Source organism: Vibrio sp. JCM 18905 (assembly GCF_055393305.1).
This window is the reverse complement of sequence record NZ_AP043878.1, coordinates 1,616,193-1,630,656: the sequence shown is the minus strand read 5'-3', so window position 1 is coordinate 1,630,656 and position 14,464 is coordinate 1,616,193. Positions and strand designations below refer to the sequence as shown.

Below are 14,464 nucleotides of genomic sequence, written 5' to 3'. Positions count from 1 at the left end.
TGAGTTGAGTAGCCCTACCTTCCATAGATAGGGCCAGATAAAAGCAGTTTATTTTGCGATTGCAGGCTCTGCTTTTACTTCTTCTTCAACTACGTTGATAGAAGGCGCTGTTTTCGCATGAGTTAGGTACAGTGGCAGACAAGTCATTACAAGACCACCAACGATGTTACCTAAGATGGTTGGGATAAGGTTGAAGTTCAACCAAGTCGCGATACCAAAATCCGCACCTAGAATCATACCCAGTGGGAATAGGAACATGTTTACCACGGTGTGCTCAAATACGAGTGCGAAGAAGATGAAGATTGGGAACCACATCATCGCTACACGACCAGATACTGAACGTGCCGTCATGTTGCCGATCACGCCTAGGCACACCATTAGGTTACAGAAGATAGCGCGAACAAAACACGTGATCCATCCGTCCATGCCCATGTTTTCGAAACCAAGGCTACGGGCAGTCGATACAGCGACAAACTTCTTCGCTACCGCGTTCAATTCTAGAGAGAAGTTACCGGTTAGAGAGATAGCCACTAGGTAAGCCACTATTAGAGAACCAATCAGGTTACCCAAACCTACCAATCCCCAGCAACGGAAAATACGACCCCAAGTGATACCCGGACGGTTAGCAAACTTAGCCAAAGGCGCAAGACCAAAAACACCTGTGACAAGGTCGTAACCCATCACACTGAGAATCACAAAGCCCACAGGGAAAACAAGCGCCCCCACAAGGCCAATGCCCGTTTGTACAATCGCGGTAATAGCAACCACCACCGCAAGAGACAGAATAACGCCTGCCATCGTGCCGCGAAGCAGAAGATCTCGAGTGCTGGTATTAATTTTCGCTTCACCCACGTTGATCATGGTTTGCACGAATTCAGCAGGTTTAAAGTCTGTAGACATGAATGTGTCCTTATTCAAAATTGAAAGTTAAAAAGTTAAAGATTGAATAGAGAAAGGCTTCCCGTTGACACCCACTGCTGTCGACATCATCTCGCTTCCCTGTTCCCCCAAGATGACGCTTGGAAAGCCTTTGTCTATTGAATCTAAGTACTCAGTGCATTCCCTCCCCTTAAGGAGGAGGGAATGCGAACCAAGCTTATGCAGAAATTTCTACTTCACCGTTGGTTACGCGCGTTTTGTACGCTTTCACGTTAAAACGCTCGTCTTCCATGCACGCACCTGTTGCCAGGTTAAAGCGTTGCTTTTTAAGTGGGCTTGCTACCCAAAGTTCGCCTTGGTGCTCACAAATCAAACCGCGAGAAAGCACGTTTGATTGGAAGAACGGGTCTGTGTTGCTGATCGCCAGCACTTCTTCTGCTTGTGTTGGGCGGAATACCGCAACTTGCTGACCATCAACCAGTGCACAAACACCCGTGCCCGGTACGATGTCGCTGATTTGGCAAATCTTTTCAAATGACATAATCAACCTTCCCTTATGCTTCAGTGATCGCTACGTGTAGGATGTCGCCTTTCGCTTCAGGGTGTTTTTCCGTGAAAGTTGCCGGGCGGTGCTGTTCACGCTCTTGTACAAACATAACGTTGTCATCGCGCTTGTCAGAGTTGATGAAGTGTGCGAAACGAGTCAGTTGTGATTCGTCGTTGATAGTCGCAGTCCACTCACACTCGTACTCGTCTACAAGCTTCGCTACGTCAGCTTCTAGTTGAGCGTTGATGCCAAGTTTGTCGTCAACAATCACTTCGCGTAGGTAGTCAACGCCACCTTCCATGTTTTCCATCCAAACTGATGTGCGTTGTAGTGGCGCAGCAGTACGGATGTAGAACATCATGAAGCGGTCGATGTACTTGATTAGCGTTTCTTTATCTAGATCGCTTGCTAGTAGGTCTGCGTGACGAGGTTTCATACCACCGTTACCACATACGTACATGTTCCAGCCTGCGTCAGTCGCGATGATGCCAAGGTCTTTACCTTGTGCTTCCGCACACTCACGAGTACAGCCAGAAACACCGAACTTCATCTTATGAGGTGTACGAATGCCTTTGTAACGGTTCTCGATGTAAGAACCTAGACCAACAGAATCTTGAACACCGTAACGACACCAAGTTGAGCCAACACAGGTCTTCGCCATACGAAGTGCTTTTGCGTACGCTTGACCTGTTTCGAAACCAGCGTCGATAAGCTTGCGCCAGATCTCTGGAAGATCGTCTTTTTGAGCACCAAATAGACCAATACGTTGAGCACCGGTTACTTTGGTGTATAGGTTGTATTCTGCAGCAACGTTCGCTAGCGCACCCAGTGCTTGAGGTGTTACTTCACCACCCGCCATACGTGGAATGACAGAGTAAGTACCGTCCTTTTGGATGTTACCTAGGAAGTTATCGTTCGTGTCGTGAAGCTTAACCAGTTGTGGCTTAAGAATGTGCTCACCCCAGCAAGAAGCCAAGATAGAACCAGCCAGTGGTTTACAAACTTCACAGCCGTAACCTTTACCGTATTTATCTAAAAGCTCATCAAACGTTTTGATCTCTTCGATACGGATTAGGTGGAATAGCTCTTGGCGTGAGTATGCAAAGTGCTCACACACGTCGTTCTTCACTTCGATACCAGATTTAGCAAGCTCAGCATTTAGAACAGACGTCACTAGAGGAATACAACCACCACAGCCTGTACCTGCGCCAGTCACTGCTTTGATGTCACCCAATGTGTGGTGACCATCAGCAACCGCTTGAGCGATCTTGCCTTTGGTTACGTCGAAACATGAACAGATCACTGCGCTTTCTGGTAGTGCATCCGCACCGAGTGCTGGTTTCTCAGCGCCTGCGTGTGCAGGAAGGATCAATGCGTCTGGGTGTTCTGGTAGGTCGATTTCGTTCAACATCAATTGAAGCAGATCGCCGTAGTCAGACGTATCACCCACGAGTACTGCACCTAGCAGCTTCTTGTTGTCTTCAGAAACGATAAGACGTTTGTAAACTTCTTGCTCTTCGTTTTGGTAAACGTAACTCTTACAACCTTCAGTGCGACCGTTCGCATCACCGATAGAACCTACTTTTACACCAAGAAGTTTCAGCTTCGCAGACATGTCAGCGCCTTCGAATTTGCTTTCTGTGTTACCCAGTAGGTGATCAACGGCAACCGTCGCCATCTTGTAACCCGGAGCAACAAGGCCGTAGAACATGTCGTTCCAAGACGCACACTCACCAATCGCGTAGATGTTCTCATCAGAAGTCTGGCAGTGGTCGTTGATGGCAACACCGCCACGAGGGCCAAGTTCTAGCTCCATTTGGCGTGCTAGTTTGTCTTGTGGACGAATACCCGCTGAAAATACAATGAAGTCTGTTTCTAACTCAGTGCCGTCAGCAAAACGCATAACGTTGCGTGCGTTTGTGCCTTCTGGCGCAATCTCAAGCGTGTTTTTGCTGGTGTGAACGTTCACGCCCATACGCTCGATTTTTTGACGAAGTTGGTTACCACCAGCAAGGTCAAGTTGCTCAGCCATCAGCTTTGGCGCGAACTCAACAACGTGTGTTTCTACACCCAATGCTTTTAGTGCGCCTGCCGCTTCAAGACCTAGAAGACCACCACCGATAACCACGCCTGATTTGCTGTTTTTCGCACACGCTTCAATCGCTTTTAGATCTTCGATCGTGCGGTAAACAAAACAGTCTTTGCTTTCGTGGCCTTTGATAGGCGGGACAAATGGGAATGAGCCTGTAGCAAGAATCAGCTTGTCGTATTGAACTTCACGGCCCGTGCTGGAATAAACAATGCGGTTTTCACGGTTGATGTTAATCGCGCGTTCGCCGATCAGCATATTAATACCGTGTTTCTCGTAGAAGCCTTCTTTTACTAAAGAAAGTTCATCTGCAGTATGGTGAGAAAAGTAAGAGGAAAGGTGCACACGGTCGTATGCGACACGAGGTTCTTCACAGAAAACGGTAATCTCCATATTAGAGATATCAGTTTTCTCGACTAAGTCTTCAATATAACGGTGCCCTACCATACCGTTACCGATGACTACTAGCTTCAACTTGCTCATTATAATTCCTAAGGGTTAGGTTCTTATCACTGAGCTCATTGTTAATTGTGAAAGAAAATTAATACATGATGTAAATCAATTACAATTTTAAACTACCCTAAAGGGGTAGATGAACGTTTTTATCTTGATATTGAAGAATAAAAGGTAATTTATTAACGGATGTTGGTAGTTTTTACAAAATGAGATAACCGCAGTCATGCTCACAAAGGGCTATACAGTTTTGGCTTTTACAGAATGGCAATGATTGTCGAGTTAAACCACGCTAACGATAAACCCAGCTTTGTTTAAAAACAAAGCATTCGTTTTAACCTAGCCGTTTCAAGGCTACTAAAGGTGAACAACTGAAGTGACTGAAAGTTTTAGAAAAATCAAGTCTCACAACAAAAATCTTTTACTAGCTAAGTCGCACTATAAAGACTAGAATCTGATTTAGTTCATATGGAATAAAATCCATATGATTGATACCGTAATTGACATATAGAGTGCCGTCCCATGTTTGTGAGGCGGCCTTTTATTTGGGAGTCATAAAATGTCAGAAAACAATTCTATCTACATTTCAAGCTTAGATATGAACCGAATCACGGCTTTGTTGGATAAAATGCCAAACATCGCGGCGGAGCTTGTTGAGCTAGAAGCAGAGCTAGACCGTGCGACGGTTCTTGAGCCAGAACAAATGCCAGATAATGTGGTCACGATGAACTCAACTGTAGAGTTTAAATTTGCAGGTGAAGATAGAGCCATGACAAAGACACTGGTTTACCCATCTGAGCTGAAAAGCAGTGATGATATTTCCATTTTTGCACCCGTAGGCAGCGCACTGATCGGTTTGTCTGTTGGTCAAAAACTTGAATGGCCAATGCCAAATAATCAAGTGAAGACAATTGAAATTGTCGATATCACCTACCAGCCTGAGCGTTGTGGTGCACTAAACCGCTAACCCTCAGTAGTCCCGGTGCAAAGGCCTCATTTATGACTTTGCACCAGGAGAGCCCCTCGCTTATCCCCTATTTCCCTCTTTGTTTTTCCAAGCATTTACTTTGCTGCTCTTAAGTAACATCACCGATTCTTTATTATTTACCGCATATTCAATACTTATATCTCCAAGCTCAATCATAGAAATTGCAAAGTATTTTTCGTATATTGTCGCTCCGAAAACGACGTAAATTATGCGCAAAATGGAAGAATATCTAACTCGAATTGCCTGCTTAGAAAAAGAAAATGAAGAGCTGAAGCGGAAGAATGCGCGACTACAAGAAAAGTTGAATGCTGCACTCGACAGTAATGGACTGTGTTTGTGGGAGCAGCATATTCCTTCAGGTACTTTGACGATATTCAATATGCAGTGGGGCAAAATGCTAGGTTATCAGCCCCATGAATTAACCGCGACGGTTGAAACGTGGAAAAACAATCTCCACCCTGAAGATTATGATCTTGCGGTGGGTGCATTTGAAGATCACCTAGCTGGCAAAACCGACCTTTATGAGGTAGTTCATCGCATGATTCATAAAGACGGCAGTGATAGTTGGGTCTACGATCGAGGGCGCATCGTCGAGTATGGTTCTGATGGCGAACCACTACGCATGATGGGCACTCATATCGATATTACAAAAGAAAAGCGATATGAGCAGCAACTGGCTAAGTTAGCTTCGAGTGATCCATTGACCGGACTGTTAAATAGAAAAGCAATTGAGGAAAACTTTAATCATCAACCTCAAACCAAGCCGTCTCAGCAGTCTGCCTTAGTGTTTGTTGATATAGATAATTTTAAAGCAGTTAACGACCAGCTAGGCCATCATACTGGTGATACTCTCCTCATCAATATCGCCAATAGCTTAACAGAGCTTGCGCCAAGCAAGTCTCAAGTCGGACGCATAGGAGGAGATGAGTTTGTCGTTTTAAGCTCTTATTCAAATCAAGAAGAAATATCTCAACTTTGTGATCGACTCTTAAGTTCCATCATTCCTGCGATAAATCAGGACTTAAATAAAGTAACGATTGGAATGAGCATCGGTGTTTGTCTATTTGATAAAGGAAAACAACAGTTTAATGAAGTTTATCAAAAAGCCGATCATGCAATGTATGAGATAAAGAAAAATGGCAAAAATGGCGTTGCCTATATCCAGATATAATAATTCTCTTGTTTTTTGAAATTAATATTTCTTTAATTTTACAATTTTCTCTACGGAATTGATAGCGTCTTATTTTTAATAAGTCATTTATATAGTAAACAAAAGAAATAACAAACAATTAAGAGTGTTGCATACTACACGGTGTAATATTATTACTGTCTTTGTGACTGCTTTTGTTGCATACAATATTATTTCTTATTATTTTTATAAAAACCACTAGTAAAAAGTAGTTAAACATTATAATTCATAAACTTATAAAAACCGAAATGCATGGTTGAATTTTAACCACCCCTTCTGCTAATATCTCGCCTCGTGTTTAAAAGTAATAAACACACACAAATATAAAACAAACTTTATAAAACATAATGCACACTTGATAATTACTGGTTCTATTTGGGTAGAGCTCGGTATTTATTTTATTTAAAACATTATGAATTTGTAATTTCATTTAATATCAAAATATTAAGTAGGTATATAAATTGAAGAAGGTCATCCTCCCTCAATTGGGCTTTGTTGCGTCAAATTTACGCTTGCTAGCTCTTGGCTTTGTAACCCTCGTGTCAGCATATTCTTTTTCATCAGAGGTTTATGCTGAGCAAGTGGCTAGTGGTGAACAAAAAACATTAGTTGTACTCGTCAATTTCCAAGAAAACCCTCAAGAGATCCCGATCTCTAAAGAAGACGCCCATCATGTTGTTTTTAATACCGTTAGCGACTTCTATTCGCAAATGTCCCAGGGGCAACTTTGGCTATCTGGTGATGTTGCTGGAACATTCACCTTACCGATATCAAACCAAATTTGCGATGATGATGCTGTAGCAGCGGAAGCCAACAAAATGGCTGAAACTGCGGGATATCAACTATCAAACTATGACCGTTTTATCTACTTAACAACCAAAACTGGATGTGCATCAGAAGGCTCTGGTAGTCAAGGAGTAACTCCCTCTAGAGCGTCAATAAATGCGGTTTTCGAGCCTCGAGTTATCGCCCATGAATTAGGACATAATTTTGGATTGCATCACGCTTCCGCACTCGACTGTAAAGACGGTACGTTAGCTGGTGATTGCCGTGTCATAGAGTACGGTGATAGCTACGATACAATGGGTAACTACGATATGGGTTACTTTAGCGCCTTCCAATTGGAAAACTTAGGGTGGCAGACCTCCCCTGCTCAAATCATTTCTAGTGATGGTGTTTACTCTATTGATGCCTATGAAGACTTTGAAAGTACTTCATCAAAAGTTTTAAAAATCCCAAGAGGTACCGATCCAATTACAGGTCAGCGCCAATGGTTTTACGTTGAATATCGACAAGCTCTTGGCTACGACAGCTTTTTACGTGACCGTTCGTACATCGTATACCGCCAAGATGTGACAGAAGGTGTGGTTGTGCGCCTAGCGACAGACGGTGATCTTAAAAGTAGCCGCTTGCTACACATGAAGCCTGACTCCACTTTCAAACAATTATTTGGGAGTAATGACTGGGAAGACCCTGCTCTTCCAATTGGTGGAACGTTCACCGATCCAAAAACAGGCGTGTCGATTACTTTGGAAAGTGCTAATGGTCAAAACGCACAGGTCAGTGTCATATTTGGTGGTGAATCCGGGCAATGCGTTGCGACATCGCCTCTACTCTCTCTAACCCCACTATCAGGTTCTGATGCAAATGCTGGAGAAACGTTAGCGTATAATCTTAAAGTGACGAACCAGAACAATACAGAATGTGCAGACGCGACTTATACAACGGCTTTAAGCGTTCCTGACGGATGGAATTATGACTCAAGCGCCTTGACGGTTCCTTCCGGCATGAGTGCAGAAACGACGGTCATGGTTACGTCAAACAGCGATGCTCAGCCGAACTCTTACAGCATAACCGTTGACGTTATAGATGCTGAAAATGAACAATCAGCCAAAACCGAGCTATCTTACACAGTGTTGTCTCAGTCGACGTCACCACTTGAGGCGGTGAATGATAGCGTAACGATCAGTGATAAATCCGTCGTTCGCATCGAGCAGTTAAATAATGACTCGTTTGAACAATCGACCTCTCTTGCCATTACGGTCGCTAAGCCAAACAAAGGCAGCGCCCGTGTACTGAGTGATGGCTCCATTGAATACACACCTTCGAAGAAGTTTAAGAATAATGATTCATTTACTTATACGATCAGTGACGGTCAATCTTCTTCAACCGCGACGATTAGTATCACCTTACAATCGACTTCTGGTGGGAATGGTGGTGGAAACGGTAAAGGGAAACCGAACTAAATCACGCAATTCATATGAAAAAGCCTGGAGAATACTCCAGGCTTTTTATTCACAAGACATCAATTAGTTGCTTGGTGCAGGACAAATATCACAGTCTGCAGAAGCTGTATTCGTCGCTTGAGTATTATCGATTTTCAAGAAACCAACCGCCGTCACAGTATCACGGAAAGATTGTGTTTCTGCATTGCTAAATGCCGTTGGGATATAACTACCAGTATAAGACTGACATTGATCCGAAGCGAGTTCGATATTATCCACTACTGTCACGTCATCAGAAGCATCCTCAGGCGTACCTGAGTCATCCACAACAGAAACATTCACTAAAGTAAGTCCAGGCGTTGTGTTACATACCATTCCCGAGAAGCTCACTTCTGCAATGATACCGTTTTCAGTAAGTTTGAAGCCGCTTTCACATGATTTCGTAACACTAATCATTGGAGACAAGCTCAATGACTCACATGGATCACTTGCGGTATCAGTAATGGTCGCTTGACCACCCGGAGTCGCAGCTGCTGTGACTTTCACCGTATTAGTTAGACCATTGCTTGTACTTTCAAAACTGCCGCTGTATGAAGCACTATCACCTGAAGCAATGGCACCTAAGCTATGTGTAGTACCTGCTTCTAAATCCTCTACAACAACATCGTAGAGCGTACCGACACCATCATTAATCACGTCGCCGCTGTATGAGTAAACGTAACCATCTTCTGTTTCATTCACGACCGCTTGATTACATGTTTTGGTGATATCAACACTACACAACTCAAAGTCACCAACCACAAAGTCTTTCAACTGAGCGGTAATACTGCTTGATGCTCTTGTTTCGGCTGCAAACGAGCTAAAACAGGTGTCTGTTTGTAGAAGTTCAGTAAGGTTTACACCACCTTCAAAGAAGGTTTCTGGAGGGAAGACATTTTCGACACCACTTTTTGGCGTATACGCCCATGGTGCAGGTGAGTCAGTTGTATTGGTTGAAGCACACACATCTTGCGCGCCTGGTGAACACAGTGCATTTGTCTTAACTTTCAAACGTAAGTTTGTCGCAGCACACTGACCATCTTGTGGATTATTGTTATCAGCTTTCGCACAAGTTGTGTCCCATTCAAGAACCAAAATTTCTGGCCCCTCATTTGCCCCTTGCAAATAATTCACCTGAATCAAAAGGTCACCAGCAATATGTTGACCAGTGAATGTACCGTCTGGGTTTGTACTGACTGAGTCTTGATAAAACCAAAAACCTAAGAAGGCATCACCGCTGTTACCAAAACGGTCTGCACCAAAGGTGAGTACAAGGTCATTATTAATGTTGTATGCCGCTGCATACGCATGAAGAATGTCCCCTTTATCAAGTACCGTACCAGTCTTCCAACCAAGTTCCGGTATGTCTTTGATGTCTTTATTACCACCAGTAAAGATTGTATCCGGTGTTGCCGTGTCATTCTCAAAGCTAAATACTAATGCTCCACCACTGTTTGGCGGCGTTGACCAGTCATCTGGAGCACCTACTCCAGAGTCATCTATCGCATTAGCATTTGCTTCTAACTCAAACACGCCATCTGTTGGTGTTGCAAATGCAGAGCTACCTATTAGCAAGCTTGTAAATATTGCATAAAGAAAGCTCTTCATCGTATGCCAGATACCTGACTTACAAGAATTCATAACCTACTCCTTAGAACGCTTCTAAAGCTAGACGAAGGTCCCTATGTCATTAATTGCCTTTTAAGAAAAAGTGAAAGCGAGATACAACTTTCGTTTCGAGCTCGTATAACGCATAGAGCATGCCACCACTTAAGGTTATGATTTTATTAAACTAAATATTTTCAACAGCGAAGAGAATGAACAGAGTGTTCAATTTTAAAGAAAGAGAAAGAAAACAAAAGAGACAAAAAAACCTACGATAACAAAGATATATACGTGTTCTAGGATAATGTTACAGATTGACACTTTATTGTTTACACCTGTGACAGATGCGCAAAAGCGACAGTATTGAAACTGTCCACTATGAATATGAAATAGACGCTTACTCACCTACTCCCAATAATGTGAAGGTGATGTGTAACACCTGTTTGCATAGTGTTACATCCTTTACACATCTAATTGAATACTCATTTAACTAAAACATATTCAGTCGTTTAGCGAATAAGTTTTAGCTCAACCATTTATGAAAATATAAACAAACTGTTCACCCCTCTGTACAAAAATAAAAAATAATCAACAAATACAAAAGGTTAAATATGGAACACTCTATGCTAGTCAACTGGCGCAGTTTAACTCTGTGAGAAAACTATCACGTATGTGGGCTCAAGGACGTAGCGAGCCCACTTACACAAGGAGGTTTTATGAAAACCATATTTAACTCTTGGTGGGGCAATAAGAGTTACCGTTGTTCCACTTTATGTAGCCAGAATATACTTACAGCGATCAATATCAGCAGCATGTTTAAGCTGTTTACTTGGGTCATAGCGGTTAGCTTAGTGCTGAGCTCTCAAATTGTTTACGCATCCGCTGGCGACCCTTCAAGCCGAGGCGTGCAACCAATATTTGTTGAAGGGAATAACACCTGTCAACAATTACTTCCAGGGATCGATGGTTTGATAGAATACAAGCTTGAGCCAGTTACAGACGGCACTTTCGGTGATGGCATGCTTGAAGTGGTTATTGATCAACAACCTGGGGCAAAAACCTTCAGTTGGGATCAAGGTGATAGCCCTGTGATTATGCAAGCTATCTTCGTAAAAGGTGGTCCTGACGGAAACCTATATAACTACTTTACAGATGGATTATTGTATCAAGATGATGCCTTACTACATGCACCTGTGGGTAACAATGGTAGATACTATGGCTTAAGTCATATTTCATTCTGTTACACACCAGGCGTACCAGACATTAAAATCACTAAAACTTGTACATTTGGTGATGTTGTCAATGGTAACACTTTGAAATACAACTATAAACTCACTGTAGAAAACACCGGTGACTTTGCATTGTATGATGTTGTGGCAACAGACACTACAGCCGTTGACAACGATATGGCTGCTGGTGACCATGTGTTCAATTTAGCTATGCTCGCCGTTGGACAAACGCAAGAGTTTAATGGTTCGTTTATTATTGACCAAAACGGTATCACTAACTACGCAGAAGTAAGCGCAGCACTTGAAACTGGTGGTGGTGTTGCGGTTTCTGACAACGCAGATTGGGAATGCCCAAGCCAAAACATCCCTGGTTCATTGTCTCTAGAGAAAGACTGTAGTGTCGTCGTCGTGAATCGATTTGAAGATACTGGTATTAATGAATACGGTCTTCAAGTCAATTACAGTGGTAGTGTATGTAATACCTCCAATGTCACCATTGACGGCATTGTCGTAATCGACAACAAAGACTCGAATCCAATCCAGGTTGGTATGCTTGCGCCTGCTGAGTGTTACGACTTTACTGGTAACTACGAGCCAATCCCAGGAGATGGTGAAGGCCTTCCATTACCGGGTGAAGAAGTCAGAGCGTTTACAGATACTGTGGATGCGAGTGGTGAAACTATCTTCGGTAATGTTGTCGTAGAAGCGATAACAGCGTCTGCAGAATGTACGCTATGTCCAACTTGTCCAGAGCCTGTTAACTGCCCTGAATAAGGTCTACTTACAACTTAATAAAACAACGCCTGACGTTAACTCGTCAGGCGTTTTCTTTCGAACTATATCGTTCTATTTATTCTTACCTTTCCCATTGTTACCAGAATTGCCAGAATCGCCACCAGATGAGGACTCTAACTTCACTGAGACCTGAGCGGTCGAGCTGCTTTGACCATCACCTATGGTATAGGTAAAGCTGTCGTTATTTTTGAATTTCTTCTCAGGTGTGTAACGCAGGGTGCCATCTGATAACAGCTCTAGTCGCCCCTTACTTGGTCTAGTAAAAGAAACCACGCTTGCAGCGTTTTGCTCTCCAACAACATCGTTTGCCATCACATCGATAGTCACCGACTGTTTCGAAGACATAGTCACCTGATCATCAACAGCAACGAGCTCTGGTGATGGTGAGATTTCAGTGGTTACAGAGTAATTCACGGATGCTGCGGTTTGCAGACTTGAGTCCTCTCCGTGCGTCACGATCATATTCAAAGCATAGTCTTTATCACTAGCGTCAACCGAAGATACGACTGATATCATTACTTGTCCGGTTTCACCTGCTGCTAGCGTGATTGCATTGCTGCTTGCTTTCCAACCAGTTGGCACTGACGCGTTTACAGAAAAACTGCTCGCTGAACAATCTGCACTATCTTTGTTGGTAATAGTGACCTGATATTGAACCTCATCGCCGGCTGCAACCGAGTTGTTTGTTGCAGCTTTCGCAGTCACTGATGGAGCATTAACAGTACAAGTCCCGATATTACCGTTGTCAGAGCCGTCAAAGAAAACGCTTACTTCGGCGATGCCGTTCGCTGCACTCACCAAACTCAATGTTACACCTGAGTCTGGGTCAGTATAGCTACCACCGACCGGCATAGATGGGTCAAACCAGTCATTTCGGCCAAAAACCGCACGATATTCAGAATCAGTTTTAAAGTGAAGCAGATTACTGCTGCGTCCATCGCCTTCTACAGCACTTCGAATGATGATGCCATCCGTAACGTCCCCACGATAGAACGAGTAAGAACGAGCATCTAAAAAGTCGTCAAACCCAATAGACTGGCGGTATTCAATGTAAAACCATTTTTTTGCACCTGTAGAAGGATCAGTACCACGAGGTACTTTTATCGTAACTGGCTGATCACTAGTCGTCTCGTAATTCGCGATGGAGTAAGTACCATTTTGAGTAACTTCCAGTGTCTTTGAGGCGTGCTCTCCCTCTAGCCATCCTAGTCGCTCGCGCTGGAAAGTATTCAAATAGCCGATGTCTGGACCACCCATTACATCATAGGTATCACCGTATTCACGCAACGTACAGTTGTCTGAAAGCGTATGCTCGCCACAATCAAGAGCACGAGAGTGATGCAAACCAAAGTTATGTCCAAGCTCATGAGCGATATTCATCGGAGAAAAATCACCATTGATGTGCGCGCGTGAAGGCATGCCATCAATAGTTGCCGATCCAGCGACACCACATGCCGTTTTTGTCATCAAGTAAACAATACGATCGTACTCTTCAAGCTTCACTCCCGCAGCGATGGCTTCTTGATCCGCTGCATCTTGAACAGCGGTAAAATCACAAACCTGATTAGACAACGGTAGATTAAACCAACCCACGACTTTCCCAGACAGCCACATTTGATCAAAAGAGCTTTCACGGTAGAAGTCATTCACTGTGCCAAAGATTAGATTATTTGCTTCTGACAAACTTAATGGCTGCTCATTTGGGTTCTCTTTGAAGTTCAGCAGGATAACCAATGTATTTTGCTGTCCCGTCGTACTTCCTGCTGCACTGGCGTAATGGATGCTCTGTAAACAAGCGAATATTACTAATAAAAATGACAACCCTTTATTTAGGATTGTTCTATTTATTTTAATATTTTTTATCACTGCTTCACCTAATTTTGAATTAATAACTAGTTCACCTTCCCGCCAATATAAGCAGAAATGGTAGGGTAAAATAATATAAATTTTAGGCAATAAAATGCCCTAGCCTATAAAGCCAAATATATTCCTATATACATCAACATGGTTATAAAAATATAACCACCAAAAATATAAGAGCCGGAATCATAGCAAAGCAACCGGTCAAAATTCAACCAGAGCGATAAGTAATTTAGGTTAAGTTTGTGTAATAATAAATTTGTCCATTTTTGTCAGTTACTTAAAATAACCTTATGATTGTTTTATATGAACAAACTTTGTATTCAACAATGACTTTAATAAATCACTTGCACTACAGCCAATTTAAATCATTAAAAATCAAACAAGTAGAAATTGAACTAAAACAACCTCAATTTCATCGCATGAAATTATAACCTTTAAATTCATTAACTTAATAACGAGTCATTCGAATAATATACCTCAACAACTCTTGAGTAATATTATCCACCTTTAATTGTTAAGTTTACGTTAAATTAAAGTGGTGAAAAGTTTTTTGCTCACCTAGT

The 14,464-nt window shown here is 42.7% G+C and carries 9 protein-coding genes; 4 read left to right on the top strand and 5 right to left on the bottom strand.

All coding sequences use genetic code 11. The annotated features are described in order from the left end of the window. Positions 1-48: 48 nt before the first annotated feature. The 3 genes from ACZ5ZC_RS07115 to nirB form a co-directional block, all read right to left on the bottom strand. Positions 49-900, bottom strand: a complete 852-nt coding sequence (locus ACZ5ZC_RS07115) for a formate/nitrite transporter family protein (protein ID WP_005394601.1) — start codon at positions 898-900, stop codon at positions 49-51. Between the two features lie 196 nt (positions 901-1,096). After that, on the bottom strand, positions 1,097-1,420 hold the full coding sequence (gene nirD / locus ACZ5ZC_RS07110; protein ID WP_054867640.1) for a nitrite reductase small subunit NirD: 324 nt from the start codon (positions 1,418-1,420) through the stop codon (positions 1,097-1,099). A gap of 13 nt (positions 1,421-1,433) precedes the next feature. Beyond that, positions 1,434-3,998, bottom strand: coding sequence for a nitrite reductase large subunit NirB (nirB, locus tag ACZ5ZC_RS07105; RefSeq protein WP_054867641.1), 2,565 nt, complete (start codon positions 3,996-3,998; stop codon positions 1,434-1,436). A 529-nt stretch (positions 3,999-4,527) separates the two neighbouring features. On the opposite strand from nirB, the gene rnk reads away from it, so the two are divergent. The 3 genes from rnk (at position 4,528) to ACZ5ZC_RS07090 (ending at position 8,391) form a co-directional block, all read left to right on the top strand. After that, on the top strand, positions 4,528-4,935 hold the full coding sequence (gene rnk, locus ACZ5ZC_RS07100; RefSeq protein WP_054867642.1) for a nucleoside diphosphate kinase regulator: 408 nt from the start codon (positions 4,528-4,530) through the stop codon (positions 4,933-4,935). A 238-nt stretch (positions 4,936-5,173) separates the two neighbouring features. Then, a complete protein-coding gene (locus ACZ5ZC_RS07095) occupies positions 5,174-6,127 on the top strand; it encodes a GGDEF domain-containing protein (protein WP_046875474.1) in 954 nt (317 codons plus the stop codon). Between the two features lie 479 nt (positions 6,128-6,606). Further along, positions 6,607-8,391 (top strand): Ig-like domain-containing protein, encoded by a 1,785-nt coding sequence (locus ACZ5ZC_RS07090; RefSeq protein ID WP_464931549.1) that lies wholly within the window; start codon positions 6,607-6,609, stop codon positions 8,389-8,391. A 63-nt stretch (positions 8,392-8,454) separates the two neighbouring features. On the opposite strand, the gene ACZ5ZC_RS07085 is transcribed toward ACZ5ZC_RS07090, so the two are convergent. After that, complete coding sequence (locus ACZ5ZC_RS07085) at positions 8,455-10,050, bottom strand: hypothetical protein (protein ID WP_005398290.1); 1,596 nt, start codon at positions 10,048-10,050, stop codon at positions 8,455-8,457. A 680-nt stretch (positions 10,051-10,730) separates the two neighbouring features. Here ACZ5ZC_RS07085 and ACZ5ZC_RS07080 point away from each other — a divergent pair. Further along, complete coding sequence (locus ACZ5ZC_RS07080) at positions 10,731-12,017, top strand: DUF11 domain-containing protein (protein ID WP_225461124.1); 1,287 nt, start codon at positions 10,731-10,733, stop codon at positions 12,015-12,017. Between the two features lie 72 nt (positions 12,018-12,089). Here the strand turns inward: ACZ5ZC_RS07080 and ACZ5ZC_RS07075 are convergent, their stop codons facing one another. Continuing rightward, positions 12,090-13,772, bottom strand: a complete 1,683-nt coding sequence (locus ACZ5ZC_RS07075) for an Ig-like domain-containing protein (protein WP_464931816.1) — start codon at positions 13,770-13,772, stop codon at positions 12,090-12,092. Positions 13,773-14,464 lie beyond the last annotated feature (692 nt).

What these genes read in the sequence shown, in the direction of transcription:
- ACZ5ZC_RS07115 (WP_005394601.1), bottom strand. Translation starts at nt 900, where the DNA reads ATGTCTACAGACTTTAAACCTGCTGAATTCGTGCAAACCATGATCAAC.
- nirD (WP_054867640.1), bottom strand. Translation starts at nt 1,420, where the DNA reads ATGTCATTTGAAAAGATTTGCCAAATCAGCGACATCGTACCGGGCACG.
- nirB (WP_054867641.1), bottom strand. Translation starts at nt 3,998, where the DNA reads ATGAGCAAGTTGAAGCTAGTAGTCATCGGTAACGGTATGGTAGGGCAC.
- rnk (WP_054867642.1), top strand. Translation starts at nt 4,528, where the DNA reads ATGTCAGAAAACAATTCTATCTACATTTCAAGCTTAGATATGAACCGA.
- ACZ5ZC_RS07095 (WP_046875474.1), top strand. Translation starts at nt 5,174, where the DNA reads ATGGAAGAATATCTAACTCGAATTGCCTGCTTAGAAAAAGAAAATGAA.
- ACZ5ZC_RS07085 (WP_005398290.1), bottom strand. Translation starts at nt 10,050, where the DNA reads ATGAATTCTTGTAAGTCAGGTATCTGGCATACGATGAAGAGCTTTCTT.
- ACZ5ZC_RS07080 (WP_225461124.1), top strand. Translation starts at nt 10,731, where the DNA reads ATGAAAACCATATTTAACTCTTGGTGGGGCAATAAGAGTTACCGTTGT.